At 36.7% G+C, this 17807-nt stretch carries 31 protein-coding genes and 1 pseudogene; 26 read left to right on the plus strand and 6 right to left on the minus strand.

The window, feature by feature from the left end; all coding sequences use genetic code 11:
* Positions 1-341: pseudogene (locus PZE06_RS23240) on the minus strand (hypothetical protein); the annotation flags it as partial.
* A 13-nt stretch (positions 342-354) separates the two neighbouring features.
* The gene (locus PZE06_RS23245; RefSeq protein WP_150914687.1) at positions 355-702 is read right to left on the minus strand and encodes a helix-turn-helix domain-containing protein; all 348 of its coding nucleotides are present in this window, start codon (positions 700-702) and stop codon (positions 355-357) included.
* Positions 703-852: 150 nt separating this feature from the next.
* Between PZE06_RS23245 and PZE06_RS23250 the strand changes: the two genes are divergently transcribed.
* The 3 genes from PZE06_RS23250 to PZE06_RS23260 are packed head-to-tail and all read left to right on the plus strand — an operon-like array spanning position 853 to position 1546.
* Positions 853-1059: a helix-turn-helix transcriptional regulator gene (locus PZE06_RS23250; protein WP_150914686.1), complete on the plus strand. Its 207-nt coding sequence runs from the start codon at positions 853-855 to the stop codon at positions 1057-1059.
* 29 nt (positions 1060-1088) lie between these two features.
* Positions 1089-1400 (plus strand): hypothetical protein, encoded by a 312-nt coding sequence (locus PZE06_RS23255; RefSeq protein ID WP_150914685.1) that lies wholly within the window; start codon positions 1089-1091, stop codon positions 1398-1400.
* On the plus strand, positions 1400-1546 hold the full coding sequence (locus PZE06_RS23260; RefSeq protein ID WP_150914684.1) for a BRO-N domain-containing protein: 147 nt from the start codon (positions 1400-1402) through the stop codon (positions 1544-1546). Before PZE06_RS23255 ends, PZE06_RS23260 begins: the two co-directional genes overlap by 1 nt.
* 112 nt (positions 1547-1658) lie before the next feature.
* Here PZE06_RS23260 and PZE06_RS23265 read toward each other — a convergent pair whose 3' ends face one another.
* Both PZE06_RS23265 and PZE06_RS23270 read right to left on the minus strand, forming a co-directional pair.
* Positions 1659-2276 (minus strand): Ltp family lipoprotein, encoded by a 618-nt coding sequence (locus PZE06_RS23265; protein WP_225310603.1) that lies wholly within the window; start codon positions 2274-2276, stop codon positions 1659-1661.
* Between the two features lie 23 nt (positions 2277-2299).
* Positions 2300-2503 carry a helix-turn-helix transcriptional regulator gene (locus tag PZE06_RS23270; protein ID WP_150914683.1) on the minus strand — a complete coding sequence of 68 codons (204 nt, stop codon included), beginning with the start codon at positions 2501-2503 and terminating at the stop codon, positions 2300-2302.
* A 148-nt stretch (positions 2504-2651) separates the two neighbouring features.
* On the opposite strand from PZE06_RS23270, the gene PZE06_RS23275 reads away from it, so the two are divergent.
* The 3 genes from PZE06_RS23275 to PZE06_RS23285 all read left to right on the plus strand — a co-directional run bounded on the left by PZE06_RS23275 (position 2652) and on the right by PZE06_RS23285 (position 4436).
* Positions 2652-2834, plus strand: a complete 183-nt coding sequence (locus PZE06_RS23275; RefSeq protein ID WP_095306744.1) for a hypothetical protein — start codon at positions 2652-2654, stop codon at positions 2832-2834.
* A gap of 146 nt (positions 2835-2980) precedes the next feature.
* Positions 2981-3850, plus strand: a complete 870-nt coding sequence (locus PZE06_RS23280) for an FtsK/SpoIIIE domain-containing protein (protein WP_150914682.1) — start codon at positions 2981-2983, stop codon at positions 3848-3850.
* Positions 3807-4436: a replication-relaxation family protein gene (locus PZE06_RS23285; protein ID WP_150914681.1), complete on the plus strand. Its 630-nt coding sequence runs from the start codon at positions 3807-3809 to the stop codon at positions 4434-4436. The genes PZE06_RS23280 and PZE06_RS23285 overlap by 44 nt, the downstream gene beginning before the upstream one ends.
* Before the next feature lie 50 nt (positions 4437-4486).
* On the opposite strand, the gene PZE06_RS23290 is transcribed toward PZE06_RS23285, so the two are convergent.
* Together PZE06_RS23290 and PZE06_RS23295 are read right to left on the minus strand one after the other, a co-directional pair.
* The gene (locus PZE06_RS23290) at positions 4487-5908 is read right to left on the minus strand and encodes a recombinase family protein (RefSeq protein ID WP_275792066.1); all 1422 of its coding nucleotides are present in this window, start codon (positions 5906-5908) and stop codon (positions 4487-4489) included.
* A 12-nt stretch (positions 5909-5920) separates the two neighbouring features.
* The gene (locus PZE06_RS23295) at positions 5921-6574 is read right to left on the minus strand and encodes a LexA family protein (RefSeq protein ID WP_151026074.1); all 654 of its coding nucleotides are present in this window, start codon (positions 6572-6574) and stop codon (positions 5921-5923) included.
* A gap of 197 nt (positions 6575-6771) precedes the next feature.
* Here PZE06_RS23295 and PZE06_RS23300 point away from each other — a divergent pair, with 197 nt between their 5' ends.
* The 20 genes from PZE06_RS23300 (at position 6772) to PZE06_RS23390 (ending at position 17674) form a co-directional block, all read left to right on the plus strand.
* Positions 6772-7005 (plus strand): helix-turn-helix transcriptional regulator, encoded by a 234-nt coding sequence (locus PZE06_RS23300; protein WP_151026073.1) that lies wholly within the window; start codon positions 6772-6774, stop codon positions 7003-7005.
* A gap of 65 nt (positions 7006-7070) precedes the next feature.
* Positions 7071-7226: a hypothetical protein gene (locus PZE06_RS23305; RefSeq protein ID WP_191963570.1), complete on the plus strand. Its 156-nt coding sequence runs from the start codon at positions 7071-7073 to the stop codon at positions 7224-7226.
* On the plus strand, positions 7226-7507 hold the full coding sequence (locus PZE06_RS23310; RefSeq protein ID WP_151026072.1) for a hypothetical protein: 282 nt from the start codon (positions 7226-7228) through the stop codon (positions 7505-7507). The genes PZE06_RS23305 and PZE06_RS23310 overlap by 1 nt, the downstream gene beginning before the upstream one ends.
* Positions 7485-7706, plus strand: coding sequence for a hypothetical protein (locus PZE06_RS23315; protein ID WP_151026071.1), 222 nt, complete (start codon positions 7485-7487; stop codon positions 7704-7706). Before PZE06_RS23310 ends, PZE06_RS23315 begins: the two co-directional genes overlap by 23 nt.
* A gap of 75 nt (positions 7707-7781) precedes the next feature.
* Positions 7782-8021 carry a hypothetical protein gene (locus PZE06_RS23320; protein WP_151026070.1) on the plus strand — a complete coding sequence of 80 codons (240 nt, stop codon included), beginning with the start codon at positions 7782-7784 and terminating at the stop codon, positions 8019-8021.
* The gene (locus tag PZE06_RS29675; RefSeq protein WP_151026069.1) at positions 8014-8742 is read left to right on the plus strand and encodes an antA/AntB antirepressor family protein; all 729 of its coding nucleotides are present in this window, start codon (positions 8014-8016) and stop codon (positions 8740-8742) included. The genes PZE06_RS23320 and PZE06_RS29675 overlap by 8 nt, the downstream gene beginning before the upstream one ends.
* Positions 8743-8924: 182 nt before the next feature.
* Positions 8925-9170, plus strand: a complete 246-nt coding sequence (locus PZE06_RS23330; protein ID WP_151026068.1) for a hypothetical protein — start codon at positions 8925-8927, stop codon at positions 9168-9170.
* Between the two features lie 11 nt (positions 9171-9181).
* Positions 9182-9427 (plus strand): hypothetical protein, encoded by a 246-nt coding sequence (locus tag PZE06_RS23335; RefSeq protein WP_151026067.1) that lies wholly within the window; start codon positions 9182-9184, stop codon positions 9425-9427.
* 11 nt (positions 9428-9438) lie between these two features.
* Complete coding sequence (locus tag PZE06_RS23340) at positions 9439-10950, plus strand: AAA family ATPase (RefSeq protein ID WP_191963569.1); 1512 nt, start codon at positions 9439-9441, stop codon at positions 10948-10950.
* A complete protein-coding gene (locus PZE06_RS23345; RefSeq protein ID WP_151026066.1) occupies positions 10940-11467 on the plus strand; it encodes an HNH endonuclease in 528 nt (175 codons plus the stop codon). Before PZE06_RS23340 ends, PZE06_RS23345 begins: the two co-directional genes overlap by 11 nt.
* A gap of 38 nt (positions 11468-11505) precedes the next feature.
* Positions 11506-11619: a DUF6906 family protein gene (locus tag PZE06_RS32150; RefSeq protein WP_483314083.1), complete on the plus strand. Its 114-nt coding sequence runs from the start codon at positions 11506-11508 to the stop codon at positions 11617-11619.
* Between the two features lie 11 nt (positions 11620-11630).
* On the plus strand, positions 11631-12065 hold the full coding sequence (locus PZE06_RS23350; RefSeq protein ID WP_151026065.1) for a hypothetical protein: 435 nt from the start codon (positions 11631-11633) through the stop codon (positions 12063-12065).
* Between the two features lie 14 nt (positions 12066-12079).
* Positions 12080-13009, plus strand: coding sequence for a RecT family recombinase (locus PZE06_RS23355; RefSeq protein WP_151026064.1), 930 nt, complete (start codon positions 12080-12082; stop codon positions 13007-13009).
* A gap of 5 nt (positions 13010-13014) precedes the next feature.
* Positions 13015-13461 carry a hypothetical protein gene (locus PZE06_RS23360; protein WP_151026063.1) on the plus strand — a complete coding sequence of 149 codons (447 nt, stop codon included), beginning with the start codon at positions 13015-13017 and terminating at the stop codon, positions 13459-13461.
* Positions 13458-14204: an MBL fold metallo-hydrolase gene (locus PZE06_RS23365; protein ID WP_151026062.1), complete on the plus strand. Its 747-nt coding sequence runs from the start codon at positions 13458-13460 to the stop codon at positions 14202-14204. The genes PZE06_RS23360 and PZE06_RS23365 overlap by 4 nt, the downstream gene beginning before the upstream one ends.
* A 2-nt stretch (positions 14205-14206) precedes the next feature.
* The gene (locus PZE06_RS23370; RefSeq protein WP_151026061.1) at positions 14207-14623 is read left to right on the plus strand and encodes a hypothetical protein; all 417 of its coding nucleotides are present in this window, start codon (positions 14207-14209) and stop codon (positions 14621-14623) included.
* A 15-nt stretch (positions 14624-14638) separates the two neighbouring features.
* Positions 14639-15418: a replication protein gene (locus PZE06_RS23375; protein WP_151026060.1), complete on the plus strand. Its 780-nt coding sequence runs from the start codon at positions 14639-14641 to the stop codon at positions 15416-15418.
* Positions 15384-16688 (plus strand): replicative DNA helicase, encoded by a 1305-nt coding sequence (locus tag PZE06_RS23380; RefSeq protein WP_225310803.1) that lies wholly within the window; start codon positions 15384-15386, stop codon positions 16686-16688. Before PZE06_RS23375 ends, PZE06_RS23380 begins: the two co-directional genes overlap by 35 nt.
* A 40-nt stretch (positions 16689-16728) precedes the next feature.
* Positions 16729-16971 carry a hypothetical protein gene (locus tag PZE06_RS23385; protein WP_151026059.1) on the plus strand — a complete coding sequence of 81 codons (243 nt, stop codon included), beginning with the start codon at positions 16729-16731 and terminating at the stop codon, positions 16969-16971.
* A 46-nt stretch (positions 16972-17017) separates the two neighbouring features.
* The gene (locus PZE06_RS23390; protein WP_151026058.1) at positions 17018-17674 is read left to right on the plus strand and encodes a hypothetical protein; all 657 of its coding nucleotides are present in this window, start codon (positions 17018-17020) and stop codon (positions 17672-17674) included.
* Positions 17675-17807: the final 133 nt, after the last annotated feature.

The following is a 17807-nucleotide window of genomic DNA, read 5'->3' on the forward strand; positions in this document are numbered from 1 at the left end:
TCTATTATACCCTTATTTGAATGTATATGAATAGTACCTTTATTATCTGTTAAAACAGATGTCAAAATATTGTTTAAACCAGCACCGCGATTTCCTGGTGTTGATTCTGTAGAAAATCCATTTTCAACTTCTTTTTGGGATTCTTCATTAGCTGCTTTAACTAACTCAATTCTTTCTTTAATATCTTCAACAGTGGATTGCTCTATTGTTTCTTTCAATAAAAGTCCTGCTTCAATTACAACGTGATTCGAGCAAACTTTAACACCGTCTTTTAATGTTTGTTTCAAGAACGTTAATTTCTTATTGCAAATAGGACATATTTTTTGCTTTTTATTATCCATTTCAATCCCCCCTTTAATTCCTTTGACTCTTTTTAAATTTTATATACTCATAAACTTCCTTCATATCCTCGGCTGTTAATGATTCCATATCTTTAAACATTAAGTCAATGTCAGGAAATTCAGTTGCAATTTTATTTTTATAATACTCTAATTCAACAATTTCTGACTTATGACCTAAAATATAGTCAATTGTAACTTCATAATAATCTGCTATTGACTTTAAAATTTCAAAATCTGGTTGAGTCTGACTTAACTCATAACGAGCGTAAGTCGAACGATTAATCTTTAATATATCTGCTAATTGTTGTTGAGATAACTTCTTATTTTCTCTCAACTTTTTTAATCTATCTCCATATTTCATTTTTTATTTCCCCTGTCTATTATAATACATCTATTATAAGTGAAAAATATGCACAATATAATATATGCGCAAAAAGTTAAAAAAACTATTGACTGTGATAAAAATTCACATTATATAAGTGTATAAATCGCACAATAAGGTGGTGAACAAATGAAAAACGAAACATTATTACAACGAAGAAAATTGCTTGGATACTCTCATCAAGACATTGCTGATGAAATAGGTATTGACCGGTCCTATTATACAAAGATTGAGAACGGCTTAATTCCAAGTGTTAAGGTTGCTAAGCAACTTGGTCATCATTTAGGGTTTGATTGGACCATTTTTTTTACAAATAATAGTGCAAATAATGCATAAAACCAAGCCATATGAAAGGAGGAACATAAATGTTCACCATGAACTTTGACGACGAAATGATTGAGCAACTCGCTGAAAAAATAGCGACTTTAGCATATGAAAAACTCAATAACAAACTATCTATTCAAAATAATTTGCCTTTAGTACTGACAAGGGAAGAGGCAATGAATGTTCTTAGATGCGGTTCAACAACAATGTCAGAGTTAATGAGACGCCCAGACTTTCCAGTTATCCGTGAATTTGGTGTAAAAATCCCAACTCACATGTTAATGAAATGGATCGAGAGAAACACCAATTGGGTTGAAAAGAACACCAATTATTTTGAACAGGAGGCGATTTAATGAACGAACTACAACGCATTTTTAATTTCAAAGGTCAAGATTTGCGTATGGTCATCCAAAATAACGAACCTTGGTTTGTCGCAAAGGATGTGTGTCACATTTTGCAAATAAGCAATAGTCGTGATGCGTTATCAAGATGCATTTAGAGGTAGGGTACAATACAGAAAAAGTAAAATTTATTGATATTATGAAAGTGGAGATAAGCTAATCAGGTACAAAAAACCGTCTCAATAAGAGACGGTTAAAATTCTTATGGACTTATTCTAAATTGTCAATCGCGTACTGAGCTTCTTCAGGAGCGAATTTTTCTCCGTGTTCTGAAATTAACTGGTCATAAATAGCTTGATTAGACATGCTCATAGTCTCGGCATACTGTTCAGCTTTTTTTAGTGCGTTTTCTTTCCAGTCCCATTCGATGTTGTCAATTGCATATTGAGCAGCGTCAGGAGGAAAGTTCTCCCCATATTCTGATACTAGTTGATCATAGATTCCTGACTTTGACATGTACATAGTTTTAGCGTATTGTTCAGCTTTTGTTAAAGCAGATTTATGTTCTCTAGGAATACTTTCTTCTTTTGCTATTGCTTCATCCTCTGCTTTTTCAAGTTCTGATTTTTCTTCTTCGGTCAGTTCAGGTTCTTTTTTAAATCCCTCTGTTTTTGAATTAATCTGTGTGGCTTTTTCCGCTGGTTCTCTTTCAGCATTTTCTGTTTCAGGACTTGTCATAAACAGTCCAACTAACATTAAAACAACCCCTGATGCTATAAGTGTGAAGAATCTCTTTTTAGCTAACGTCTTTTTGATTAGCGCTATTACAAGATAGACCAATGAACCTACAAATAAAAGCATTCCTAAAATAAATAGTAATAAATCCAAAATTATTTCCCCCTTATGAATCTTTATTCTTTTTCTTCCCAAAGGACTAAATCATCCAAAGATACTCCTAGTCTACGAGCAATAATAGCAGATTGTTTCAAATCTGGCTGAGTTTTATTATTAGCCCACCTCGAAAAGGTTTGGATCGACACCTCACATTCCTGTGCCAAGTGCTTGTGTTTGATGCCTTTTTTCTCGGCCCAGTATGTAATCCTATTATTAAACATATGTCTTCACCTACTTATGTATAAGCATTCTATATATTTTTGATAACTCCTGTTAAAAATTTTGAATAAAAAAGTTAACAAAAATGTTAATGAGACAAGTTAATCGCCCATACACTGTACTAGACAGTGACAAAGCGAGGTGATCAGATTGGACCCAATTACATTTGGCATGGTAGCGATTGGCGTGGCTGGCGGGAGTTTGTGTGTAGTAACAATATTAGATGCTTATGGTATTAAGGTAAATGAGGATGCTATAAAGATAGCTTTAGAGATTACTAAATATGGAGGGATGCTGTATCTACTCCAACATCTGAGTAAGCTATTTTTTTAAAACTCGCAGTGAGCCACTTAGTTGCTCCATAAGTGACATTAAAAACTTAAAACAAAATATCATTACATCAAAATCAGTCATGGTCACTGACATAGAGACTCGATGACCATGAGACTGACCACCACAATGACAAGGAGAGTGACGCAATGCTAGAGTGGTTTATCCCGCCTGTGCTTGTCACAACTGCCGCGCTTATCCCCAATAAAAGACTTGCTAATTGGGAGTTTAATAAGAAGCATCTGTATAAAGGCAGCTGGCTTGTACCGATCGGGAAAAAACGTAAAGTCATGTATCATAACTTCGAGCATTATCCACATCTATTAGTAGGTGGGACCACAAGGTTCGGAAAGACCGTAGCATTAAAGAGTATTTTTGCTTCGTTGCTTCTATCTAATCCTAAACATATACGTTTTATTATTCTGGACCTCAAAGGCGGTCTAGAGTTTTCTAAATATCAAAACCTACCACAAGTATTAACCGTGGCATCAGACCTCCTAGAAGCGTGTAAGGCGCTTGATTATGTCTATAAACTAATAAAGGTCGATGAGGATCGATATCGCCAAAATGGCTGGACGAATATCACTGAGACACCTATCAAGGAAAGGACATTTATCATTGTGGACGAATCTGCAGAACTATCGCCTAAATTAGTGGGTAAAGAGTTTAAAAAATATGCCGAGCTAACTCAGATTTATTTGGGAGAGATTGCTCGTATTGGTGGAGGCTTAGGGTATCGTTTAATTATGGCAACTCAATATCCGACTCGAGAAGCCGTGCCTATGCAAGTAAAAATGAACATGGTGGCAAGATTAGCTTTTCGGATTGCGGACGGAACCGGTAGCAGAGTGATTTTAGACGAAACAGGGGCAGAGGTATTAGAGCCAATACCAGGAAGGGCGATCTATAAATTAGCGCAGTCTCATGAGATCCAATGCCCATATATCTCAGATAAAATGATTGGAGGTTATCTTGATGAAATTAGAGAAGATAGAGCAGATATTATCGATTATAGATAGGTTGGGGGTAGTGAGCGTTAAACAGCTGCATGAGATTTTGAGGTTAGGATCGTATCGTCACACATGCAGGGTGGTATCGCAGCTGGAAGAGTATTTGAATGTTGTACGCTCCCAGCAGAAGATCGTTTACTTGAATAAGGAAGGACGCCAATTGATTGGATCTGAAAGGGAGATAAAGAAATCTGTCCTATTTGACCACATGCTACTCAGCAATGAAGCCTATATATATTATGGTTGTCCAAGTGATTGGAAAAGAGAATATACCATTGAGATTACACAGGAGCCTGAATTTAGCTTTGGCATACAGATTAAGGGTATGAGTATCACCAAGAAAAAAACAATCATTTCTGACTCTGTATTTAGTCGTGATGGTTATATTCATCTTGTCGAGATTGATAATACCAGAAGTATGCAGGATAATAGGAAGAAAATACAAAAGTATAAAGAGATGTGGCAAGAAATTAAGAACCGGTTCGGACAGCAACCTAAGCTTTGTATATTTACAATGAGCGAAAAAAGAAAAAGAGAGTTCCTCAGTTTGTGTGAGAAACTCCCTTGTGATATTAAGTCTTTTTATGAGTTGTAAATTGTGTGTCTTTTGTGGGTATAATAGTACTGTTACCTACAAAAGACACTTTATTTAGCTGAGGCTGAAACAATAATGATTTCTCTAGCCTTTCCTGTTCCACGCTTATATTCGTCTTTAGTATCAACAACTATTTGTTTAAATAAACGAGTCATTAATTCTTTCTTATCATGATCGTCTGCAGCTTCCCATAGAGCGTCAATATTTTCGATAACATAGTTTAAATCATCTTGATTAGAATTTCTAGATTGATAATAAGCATTTAATTCTTTAGCTATTTTCTTCTCCTGTACTCTTAGTGCATCCGTCTCAGAAATTAATTCATCTATATCAATGATATCCTTTTTAAACATAGTTTTTTGTTTATCAATTAGTCTTTGTATAGATTTTAATTCTTTTTCAAGTTCACTAATATTTCTTAAAGATGTATTGCTAGATTTGATTGAACCTTTGATTAATCTATCAAGTGAGGTTAATATGTTTTGAGTAAGGTTCTTTTCAGAGATGATATGACTTGTACATTTCTTCCCCGCTTTTTTACCTGAACATCGATATGTGTTAATTCCATTTGAACCTTTGTGACCGGACATAGACGATCCGCACCTTGCACATTTGAGGATTGATGAAAAGTAGTAGTTGCTAGTCTCCCTTTTTCCGCCGAAAGTTCTGCGTTTATCTAATTCATCTTGGAGAGCCCAAAAATCTTCTCTTGGAATAATCCTAGGATGGATGCCCTCATATAAATTTTGCTCTCTTGGTGGTTTTTTAGACTCTTCCTTTGTGTTGTTTGTGACATACCCAGCGTAAACGGGGTTATTCGCAATATCCCTTACAGTGTCTACGTGCCAATCTCCGCCTTTTTTTGTAGGATACCCTAATTCAGTTAGCATCTTTGCTATTGTGTAAAATCCTAGTTGTTTGGCCAGTTTAAAAATCTTTTTAACTACGGGTTCCTCATCTTCATTAATGGTAAGCAAATCATTTTCGTAATTATATCCATAAGGAGGAGTACCGCCCTTCCATTTTCCGAGTTTTACCTTTTTTTCAATTCCCATCTTTACTCGCTCTGCTAAGTTCTCACGTTCCCACTGAGCGATAGCTGCCACAAGAGTTATGAATAATCTCCCCATTGCATTAGTAGTATCATAAACTTCTGTTGCGCTTTTAAACTTACAATTGTGGTCATCTAAAATCTGGAGAATATTATACAAATCTAGAACAGACCTTGTTAATCGATCCAGACGATAGACTAACAGTACATCAATACCACCTTGTTTGATTCGATTAATCATTTTTTGAAAATAAGGGCGATCCATATCTTTGGCTGAGTATCCATCGTCAACTACTGTTTCGACTAGATCCCAGCTTTGAGAAACACAATAAGCCTCTAATTTTTCTGTTTGAGCTGCGATAGAGTATCCATGTTTCGCTTGTTCTTCCGTGGATACTCTAACGTAGGCAATACATTTCATTCAGTTTTCCTCCTAGAATTTAATGTCGAGAGGGGCCATATACCAAACTAATTTTCCTTTTAAATGAATGGGGTTGTACTCCTGTTCTTTGGAACTGAAAAACTGAGTCGTGATGTTGGGGTTATAACTTTCCGGTTCTAAGGTTATCCCGTCTTGGAATTTATAAAATCTTTTAAGCGTAGCATCGTATCCATTAACTGATACAGCCGCAATGTCTCCATTTTTGATTTCTTCCGTTGGGTCTATTAAGGCAAGAGCTCCAGAAGGAATAACTTTATTCATGCTATCTCCTGATACTTTTACTAAAAATGCATCAGGATACATGTCAGCAATCTCTCTTGGCACATTAATCATTTCTTTTACTGGAATCATTTCAATGGGTACACCAGCTGCAATAGAGCCTAATAAAGGCATTGGAACTGAATCAGATCCATAGGTTTGTTGAGGCTCATTAATAGTTGAAACAATATTCTTATTTTCGATAATGTCACTTTTTAATATTCCAAAATGGTCGGCAATTTTTTGAATAGCTCCCATCCTAGGAGATTTTTCATTTTTCTCCCATGTTGATACAGCTTTATCAGAAACTCCAGCGATTTCTCCTAATTCTTTTTGAGATAAGTTATGTAATTCTCTTAATTTTTTTATGTTTTCTCCAATACTCATTTCCGTTACCTCCGAACTAAATCATATAGTTAATTATATACCTTAAGTAGAATATAATCAATAAAAAGTAGAGTCATTTCTTCTTTTTGTAGAATTTTGTAGAAAAATATGATGTAAAAATGTTCTTGGTGTTGTTGACATTCTACTTTAAGTAGATTAATATGAATTTGTAAAACAAATTAAGCGAGGTGAGAAACATGAATATCACTTTACGTCAGGCTAGATTGTTAAAAGGTCTTACGCAAAAAGAGGTCGCTGAAAAGTTGGGTGTGCATGTTCATACTTACAGTAAGATGGAAAAATGTCCTGATGAAGTTACAATTGGTGATGCTAAAAAACTTAGTGAAATTCTGCAGTTTAGTTATGACTTTATTTTTTTTAATGATGATTCTACTTTAAGTAGATATGAAGGAGGTGAATCTGCTACCTAAAGTAGAAAAATTGGCAGATTTGTCTATCTGTCCACTCTGCATATAGTGCATTGAGGTGAAAACTTATGAAGGGATTACCCGGTTTTGAATTAACGGAAGAAAAAGTAAAAGAATTAAAGCCAATTATCGAAAGAATCTTGTCCAAAAAATATGGGAGAGAAATTAAGTTCATTAACTTAACTATTGGAGAAATATCAATCGATTGTGAGGAGGAAAAATAATGTTTTCGCTATCAGAACACATAAAAGAAACCATCGATCGTGTAGATGGATATCAAACCGGAACGCTGGTTGTAGAAGGGCTCAAGGTTAGCTTGTTGCAGTCTGACAATACCGAAATCCAATTAGATGAGTCGTATGTTGTCGAGGTTAGAAACGGAAACGAATATATGGCAGTTACCATCGAACAATGTATAGGCCAAAAAACTAAAGAAGGTTGGCCTTTATTGGCGGGGTTGTACGCAAGGGTGAAGAAATCATATGACAGAAAATATTCTTTGTGAAATTTGCAATGAAAGAGAACACACTCGACTTTGTGACTATGCAGAAGGAACCGGAATAGTAAATAGTATTGATTTTCAAGAGTTAACTGAAACGTGTGATAAAAAACTTTGTCGTAAATGTGCAATTAATATTTGGGCAAATTGTGATGTGTGTCCAGAACATGCAGAACAAATAAAAGCAAAATTATCTAAAGCCTAGATGGCTTTCCTTTTTACTCAATGTGCGAAATTTGATGAACGAATTTGGTTCTAAAACTTGAAGGGAGAGAGAAACATGATTAAAACTATCAATCTAATTTTGGAAGACACAGGCTTGAGTTTGGAGAGTGACGGTGACTCTGGCTTGGTTACTATACGCTTAAACAATTTTGTATTTGATGAGGAAAAATCAACTGAAAGTAATAAGTTTTACAACGAAAAAGATGTTGTCGAAGTTTATCCATCCGTTGATGAAGTGAAGCAAATAATTAAAGCGTTGCAACAGGTCTTACCAGAGGAAGTTGAGCATGAATAATCTCAGAGTTGTTGCAAATGAAATGTTACCAGTTTATGAAAATGAAGCAGGAGAGAAATTGGTTAACGCAAGAGAGCTTCATGAAAAGTTGATGGTTAATACTCGTTTTAATGATTGGATTAATCGTCAACTAGAAAATTACGGTTTTGTTGTTGGAGAAGACTTTTACTCATTTTTGAGTAAAACCTCAGGAAGGCCATCTAATGAATATTTACTTACTCTTGATACCGCCAAAGAAATAGCAATGGTACAAAATAACGAAATGGGCAGAGCAATCCGCAAATACTTCATTGAGGTAGAAAAACGTTACCGACAACAGCAGCCGCAATCTATTGAGGACCTTATTATCATGCAGGCTCAAAGCGTTAAAGAGTTAAAAGCAAAAGTCGAACAGCAAAGCAAACAATTAGAAGTAGTAAATCATCGACTAGACAACATAGATAGAGTTGATTTAATCGGGGATTTACAGCAAAGGTTAAATAACATGGTCAAGAAATACTCTCAACAAAAAGGATTGACCTTTGCTCAAGGATGGAGAGATTTCAGAGGTGCTTTTAATACCGCTTATCGTACGAATTTAAAAGCAAGACTCAATCACTATAAAGAAAAACATGGGTTGAAAAACTTAACTATGCCACAATATCTCTCTTTAACCAATAACTTAGAGGATGCCCTAAGAGTCGCAGATAAGCTCTTAAACCGTGAAGGAGCGTCGGCTTAATGGAAGCATTTCCGGTATATTGCTTAATGTTCATTGTCTATATCCTAACTTCTGCTTGGCATGAGTCAGGCAAAGACATTGAGGGAGGTGAGAAAAATGAAGATTAGTAGATTTTTAAAATTGCCGTTAAAGGATCGCATCATCATTTTACAGCAAGCCGCAAAAAGAAAGGGATGAATCAGATGGATTTAAAAACTCTTGAGTACATGGAGGAACGTGCTAGTAAGGCTAGAAAACTTGTTAACCGTATTGATGATTTAACCAAATCTGCTGAAAAGATTTTAGGAAGCGAATGTGTGAAATTCATATCTATGAATACCGGAGTCTCCTTTTATGGTTACGAGTTAGTAACAGATATTCAGAAACATGCACTTGAAGCCATCAATCGTGAAATATCTCGACTAGAAAAAGAACTAGCCGAACTGTAGGGGTGATGGGTTTGGAAACCGCAACATTGCGTTGTCCTAAATGTCACAAAGGTTTTCAAGTGTTGGCAGATGAGCAGTTTGACCACGGTTGTCCTCACTGTGGGTATGGTCAAGAAAGCGAGGCGAAAACCATGAATCTGGATGTTTATGTTTGTCCTAAGGATCATGGATTCGCGGTAAAGGATGGCGAGGAACCAGTGCTTTGCCCATTTTGTGGAACAAAAGAAATTGAGTATAGTCACTCAGTAAATGAATAGGAGGGAATGTTTTGAACATTATTTTCAAGCAATTAGTTCTTAAGAATTTTAAAAGTCACCAGGATATCACTGTTAACTTTGGCGAGCGAACAGATATCACCGGTGACAACGCTGTTGGAAAATCAACAATCGTTGAAGCTCCTTGCTATGTATTGTACGGCACAGATGTACTAGGTGGCAAGTTAGATCCGACACCGATTACTTACGATGCAGATGAGACATTGGTTTCACTTTTATTAAATGTTGATGGCAAGGACCTGTTATTAGGTCGGGGATTAAAGAAAGGCAAGACCTCTTATTATATCAATGAAGTGCCAAGTAAGGCAGGAGAATTTAACGAAGTGGTTGAGCAACTGGGGGATAAGGAGCTCTTAATGTCTCAGTTAGTACCTAACTATTTTTTCACACTCCACTGGGAGAAGCAGAGAGCTTTAGTTATGCAATACGTATCAGCTCCTGCAAACAAAGAGGTGCTTAAAAAGCTCCCAGATTTACAGTCCGAAAAGCTTGGAGCTTTACTTAAAAAACATAGTCTTTCAGACATTGAAAAAATACATCGAGAAAACAAGACCAAGATGGACAAGGCTTATATTGCTGCACAAAGTCGCACCAAGACACTTAAAGAACAATTAGACCAATTGCCGAAAGTAAACACTCCACTTGAATCACTCAAAGCAGAACTCGCTCAGGTAGATAAACAAGTGCGTGAGAAAGAAGCATTGCTCGATAGCGCAGTTGAAAAGAACCAAGAATACTATTCAGTCCTTAACAAGTCAAAAGCCATTCAAGACCAAATAGCCATGTCTAAGGAAAGATGGCCATTCCTCAAAAACGAAGTGATTGAAGATACGTGCAGAACATGTAAACAGCCATTAGATGAAAAGTCCGTTGAAGCTGTAAAGGCGGATAAAGAAAAGCGTATAGCTGAATACAAGGAGGGTCATAGTGCTCTCATTAAACAACGTAATGAACTGAAAGAAAAGCTTGCTGAACTTGATTTTATTGACGTATCAGAACTTCGTGAAGAGATTCGTGCCATCGATGAAAAAGGTCAGCCGTTACGTGAAGCCATTAATGCATATTCACAGTTTACTAGATTGCAAGAACAGGTGGCAGAAGCCGAAAAAACAGAGCAAGAAACCCTTAACAGCCTAAACGATTCCATTTTCATTATCGACTCCATTAAGGCATTTAAAGCCAAAGAAGCTGAATTACTGGCTGAAAAAGTACAAGCCCTATTCGATTCTCTTTCTATTCGACTCTTTGAAGAGCAGAAGAATGGCGAGCTTAAGAACACATTTGAAATTGAGAAGGACGGCAAGCCTTACAGGAAATTATCAACAGCAGAGAAAATTCGTTGCGGTCTAGAACTGGGTCAAGTGCTTTCAAAACAAAGCAACATAACTGTTCCAATAATAATCGATAATGCCGAATCGATAACTTCATTTAAAAAGCCCAATGCTCAATTAATCACTTCAACAGTCGTTAAAGGTAGCGAGTTGATTATTTCGAATGAAGAATAACTACAGAATTTTTGAAAACAATGTTGTGATTTTTCTAAAAAGAAAAAATGGCGAGATTTTAGAGACGGTGATTGACCTTCAGGATTTTCAAAAAGCTAACGAATATAAAGGAACTTGGTATGCGTTAAGGGATCCGAAATCAGGAAAGTTCTATGTTTATGGAAATTTATATATTTCGAAAGGAAAACGAAGAGGGATAAAGCTCCATAGATGGCTAATGGGTGAACCTTGTGGTTTTGTAATAGACCACATAAATCACGACACCCTTGATAATCGCAGAGTAAATTTGAGGGCCGTTAAACAGCGAGCAAACATCCAAAACAGCCTTAAACCATTAAAAACAAACAAAAGTGGATTTAGAGGTGTTTCATGGGATGAGTCTTCTAATAAGTGGCGAGCGCAAATCAGTATAAATAAAAAAGTTATTAATTTAGGTAGATTTAGCAGTAAACAAAAAGCGCACGCAGTGTATTTGAAAGCAAAGAAAAAATATCACAAAGAAGGTGTAATCTCATGAAACAAGGCAAACGTCCCACTCGCAACCAAAAGAAGTTAATGCTTGCTGTAGGTCTAAGTCCTGAGAAATGGCTAATTTATAAGAAGATTAATAGTGAATTGCATCTAGTTCACAGAGAAACAGGCACTACAAAAATCATTCCGGAACAATAGGAGGAATAAAAATGAGCAATAACATTATGGGTCTTGACCTAAAAATTGACGAAAAATATATCGGTGAAATTGTAAGCAATGTTGTTAAATCAAGCATTGTTGAAGCTCTCGGAGCTAAAGACAAATTGGTCCATACAGCTATTAAAACGATGTTAATGACCAAAGTAGATAAGAACGGAAAGGTTAGTAGTTATTCCAGTGACAATAAATTCAATCTTATTGATTACTACGTCCATAGCACTGTGACAGAAGTTTGCAAGGAAATGGCATTAGAAATCATCCAAGAAAACCGTGAAGCACTTAAAACTGAATTGAAAAAGCAGTTATCAAGCGAGCGCAGTGTTGAAGCTTTCACAAAATCAATGATCGATAGCACGATGGAACGATTGAATAATGAATGGTCTCCATCAATATCAGTCCAATTCGATAAAAATTCAAGGTACTAGGGAGGATAAATAACATGTCAAAAAATCAAATTACTACAAGTCAGAATGCCGAGTTAAATGAGTTACATCAAATTGGAGATTTCGGCGTTAATGAATTAATGACAATGAAGGAAACTGTTGGCAAAGACCTGACTATTCCTCAGTTCAATCTTTTTATGTATCAGTGTAACCGAATGGGGCTTGATCCATCATTAAAACATGCTTTCCCAATTGTATATGGAGGGAAGATGGATATTCGAGTTTCTTATGAAGGTTTAAAATCCCTTGCTCAAAAATCGGAAGGGTATCAAGGTGTTTTTACTCAGGTGGTATGTGAAAACGAAATTGAGGATTTTGACGTGATTGTAAATGAAGAAGGTGAAATGATTGGCGTTAAACATAAACCTAGATTCCCACGTGGGAAAGTCCTTGGAGCATATGCAATTGCTAAACGCGAAGGACGAAGCAACTATGTAGTATTTATGGATGTCTCCGAAGTTCAAAAGTGGATCAAGATTAACGGGAAGTTCTGGAAGCAAGATAACGGAGACGTTGACCCAGATATGTTCAAAAAACATGTAGGGACAAGAGCAATAAAAGGTCAATACGATATCGCTGATGTAGTGGTTGAGGGAATGGAAACTACAGCAGAAAGCAATGGTGTTCCAGAGTATCAACCTAATAAGGAGCGTAAGGATATTACTCCAAATCAACCTATCATCGATGCTCCACCAACAAATGAGCCAACCGAAGAAGAAAAACAAATTAAATCCATCCGTACCAAAATCACGAAAAAGCTAAAAGAGCTCGGTGTTGTTGGTAAGGAACAAGTAGCTGCTTATATCGCTCAGAACGCACCTAAGATGGGTGAGAATCCTTCCATTGCTGAACTAACAGGATTGCTTGACATGATTCAAATGGAAATCGATATGAAAGAAATGCAAAATGGCGACGAGTTGGAGTGATTTAAATGACTCAGATAACTAAACGACATTTAGATTTTGTACAAGAAGCTAGAGAAGCATTTGAATCTAGTCTTTTGCTTGAAACTTACAGAAATGATGATGATACTTTGATTGCTTTAAGAATGGGAATGGACAGAGATTGCGTGGAAGTATGGGAACTAGGTAATAAGATTGCTAATTTCGTCCAGCAAATGGATCCGTATCCAATGCCTAGAAAAGTAGTTCGGGAGTTTTCCTATGATATGGAAAAACAGTTAGAAGCTAATGAAAATAAGGGTGGTTGGAAGGAAACGGATTTTGAATACCTTCAAAGACATCTACGAATTAATGCAAATAAATTAAATCATGCTCTTAGTAAGGCGGATAAAGATAAACATGAAATAACCATCCGTTGTACCAACATCGCAAACTACGCCATGATGATTGCTGACAATGAGGGCGAGCATTTATGAAAGTAGATATCTTAGCTTCGGGGTCAGGTGGCAATTGCATAGCCTTGACCTCGGGCAACTCTACTATTCTAGTTGATGCTGGTATCGCGAAAACAAAGATAGATAAACGACTTGTCGAAATTGGAGTCCAGCCAATGAATGTCCGAGCTATTTTTATAACCCATGCTCATGGCGATCACATTAAAGGCTTGCCATTAGCAAACAAATACAACATTCCGGTGTTTGCTTCAGAGGGAGAATGGAAGGACATCCAAGTGGTTGAGGATCATCTAAAAAGAATCGTAAAGGCAGGCAAGGGAATCGATTTTAAAGATGTATTCTACATCGAAGCCTTTAATACTCACCATGACGCTTATGAGCCACTTGGATACTCAGTTTATGACTATCAGGGTAATCGTTGCTCCATTTGTTTAGACACTGGACATGTTGATGATGAAATGATTTCTGCTATGGAGTTTTCTTCTATATACATCATTGAAGCCAACCACGAGCCAAACATGGTTGAGGTATCTGATTATCCTAACAATGTCAAAGCTAGGATTCTATCAGATAACGGACATTTAAGTAATATGCAAACCGCAGAGGCGCTTTCTAGGCTTGTAACAGGTCACGGAGAGCGAATATACCTAACACACTTATCAAGCTCAAATAACATGCCTAAGCTTGCTGAAATGACGGTGAAAAAGGCGTTGTTTAAGAAAGGGTTCAAAGCAGGAGAACATTATGATATCGAGGTGGTGTGACCATGAAAATAAAGACAATTAAAGTGTTGCGTGGAAGCAAAGGTTATATCGGAAAAGGAGAAGAATTTGAAGCTAGAATTCTTCCTTCGATTCCATTTCAGTTTAATGCACCTTATCAAATTATTGAAGGCGAACATAGCGGAGCAATAATTCCAAGAGAAAATGCTATTGAAATCGAGAATGAAAAGATATACACCGAAAAGGAATGGAACGACCTAGAGAACCATTACCTTTCCTTACTTGATAAAGAAAGCGAGAAAGCCAAACGTGCGGAAGATCTTGTCATGGAACTCACTAAGAAAATCGAGCCGAAAAATAAAGAAATCGAAAAGCTAACATTTTTTGTAGAAATGTTGTCAACAGCACTAAAAGCATCATGCAAAGCCATTGAGGCGCTAAAAGAGCAAAAAGCAAACTAGATTGGAGGTCTCGTGATGGCAAGTCCACAACTTAAAAACGGCCATACAAGGATTGCCAACGAGATTTTAGAGCAAATTACAAAGACCAATCTCAATGGCACACAATTAAGAATCGTTATGGTCATATGGCGCTTTACATACGGATTCCGCAGAAAAGCACATGAATTACCACTTGCTATGATCGCGGAAAAAGTCAACACCACGAAAAGCCATGTAGATCGAGAATTAGATTGTCTCATTGATAGAAAAATTGTGACAGTCGTTGGGATTGGTAAAAGGAGGGGAAGGATATTGAGCTTTAACAAAAATTATGAAGAGTGGCAAGAGCAACCTGTGAGCTCACCGGAACCAGAGCTGCCTAAGAAAGTTGAAAAGCCCAAAAAGGCGAAAAAACAGAAATATAGCGAGGATAACACCTATTTCAAGATGGCAATTTACTTTCATGGTCTTGTCTCAAATGTAGCCAAAGAGGCAGGCGTGGAACATTTGATCAGAAAAGCGAATTTACAGTCCTGGGCAGATGATTTTCGAAAGCTCATTGAGATTGATGGAGTGGACAAGTACCTTGCAAAAGATGTTATGGATTGGGTGACAAAGGACGATTTTTGGAAAACCAATGTCCTATCTGCTAAGAAGCTTAGAGAGAAATTCGGAGAACTTGCTATCAAGATGAACGCTACGAAAAAACCTGTAAAGCCTATGAGAGAAGTTATTAAGGATAGCCGAGATAAAGATATTGCCTTTACAAAGTGGGTTGAAAGTGGCGGTGATCCTGATGCATTCGACTGGAGCTGAAGAACTAGCTGCTGAGCAATCTGTTCTAGGTGCAGTGTTCTTGGACTCGAATGTTTTGGATGACATTGTTTTTCTTGAGGATAGAGACTTTTCAAGCGTACGACATCAACAAATTTATAAAGTTATGAGATTCCTAGAAAAGCGTGGGAATCCTGTAGATATCATCACTGTTACTGAAGCCTTCGAACGGTTCGGAGGGGTCAAAAATATTGGCGGAGTTAATTATTTGTCTAACCTAGCAGCATCTTGTCCAACTACTGCCAACGTGGAGTATTATGCGAGGATCATTCGATCCAAAGCGATGGAACGGAGAATGAAAAACACTGCGGATATCATCAAGGGAATGTCCAGAGACGATTACGACAGCGACGAAGAGTTCTTTTCATATATTGAAAACTTAGTCTCTGAAATGAGACCTCAAGATAATGCCAAGATGAAAACATTTGCTGAAATGAGACAGGATTATTTTAAGCATTTGAAAACTCCTGCTCAATATATCCCGACAGGATTTGAACAGTTTGACGCTTGGGCTAAAGGTTTATGGCGAAAATGGCTTTTTATCTCGGCTGGTCGTCCATCAGTTGGTAAAACAGCTTTACTCTTACAAAGGTTACAAGGTGTGGCTATGCAAAATAAAGGTGCGGTATTGCTGTTTTCGCAGGAAATGAGTAGGGAGCAAGTGATTGATAGATGGTTATCTAATGCAACAGGGATTTCTTATCAGAGGATTAAACACAAAAACTTGGATTCAAAGGATATGGACAAAATATTGATTGCTTATGAAGCCTTTGAGGATTTGCCTTTATATGTTCAAGACTCAGCCGGGGTCACTATTGATGAGGTTAAGGCGACAGCTAAGCAAATTAAAAAGAAGCACGGTCGAATTGCTGTCATTGCCATTGACTACCTACAGATAATGCGTATTCCACAGAAGAAGGGCGAGTCTAGGGCAACGGCTATCGGAAATGTGACGGGTGAAGCCAAACGGATTGCAATGGATTTAGATTGTTGCATCATTCTTTTATCCCAAATGTCACGAACATTCGAAACGGCATCTAAGCCTCAACTCTCCCATTTAAAAGAGTCAGGATCCATAGAGCAAGATGCTGATGTTGTAGAGTTCCTTTGGCATGATCCAAACGATACCACAAGTGGTGGCAAGGTGATTCAGCAAACGATCGCTAAGGGGCGAGATACGGGGTTAAATGATTTTCGGTTGCTATTTCAGGGGTATAGACAAAGATTTTCGGAACTAAAGAGGGAGAGTTAATTCGATTTGTACCATATTCACTAAATTCGGAGGGATTAAATTGAAAACTTTTATTATATGGATTTTGGTTGCCCTAATGTTTACAGGGCTTGGCGCATTATATGCTGGAACAGGATGGGTAATTGCTTGGATTTTAGATACTGGACTAGATGTTAATGTTAATTACAAAATTTTTATTTTTGTTGCGATTGGGTTGTATCTACTGAAAATCATTCCATTCATGATTGTGCGGTTATATGCAAAGAAAAAAGAAAAAGAATGGGAAAAAGATTTCAAGTTTTAATCAACTGGATTTGTATTATGTTTCATAAAAAATGGAGGGTTGAAAAATGAGTTATTACGATGAGGATTTTTATTATGAACCAAGTGAATTTGATTTGAAAGTTGAGGAATTTAAAGAAAGCTTATCAGTTTCAGTCAAGGAAGAGTTTCTTTCTGAAATGGAACGTCTTAGAAAAGAAAATGCAGAACTGCAAGAAGTAAAAGCTAACTTCAAACAGATTAAGGCTGAATATGATCAAAAAAAACGGGAACTTGACTTTGAAAAAAGTAATCTAAAATCTCAGGTAAGAAGAGAACGCCTATCAGAACTAATGAAAGATTTTGAAGTAATTATGTATCGAGCTTATAGCAAAACAGTATTTCCTCCTAAGTGTGACACATGTGATAGAAATAGAAGAATCAAATACACAACACCACTAGGTAGAGAAGCATATGAAGATTGTCAATGTAAAAAAGGTAAAACTGTTTACTCTCCACGTGAATACATTTGCAAATCATTTGAAATGGATCAGGACGGCAAGAAGTTAAAGGCTTGGTATGTGTTTAAAGATAATGATGACTATGCGTCTTTTGATTACTCTACTTTTGCTAAAACAATTTATCACGAAGGGCTTAAATATGAAGATCTTAATAATTATGACACGTTCTTTAAAAGCACAGAAGAGTGTCAAGGCTATTGCGATTTTCTCAATGCAAAAGAATAAACAAAAGAATTATTAAGTTTACTAGGTTAGGAGGGGAACTATGAATATAAAATGCGAATTGCATCATGACCATTTTCAAAACTTTAAAAGATACAACATTCCTAGAGCTCAACTTGTCATAGCTGATATTCCT

It is taken from the genome of Robertmurraya sp. DFI.2.37, assembly GCF_029211245.1.
Lineage (GTDB): Bacteria > Bacillota > Bacilli > Bacillales > Cytobacillaceae > Robertmurraya > Robertmurraya methanolica_A.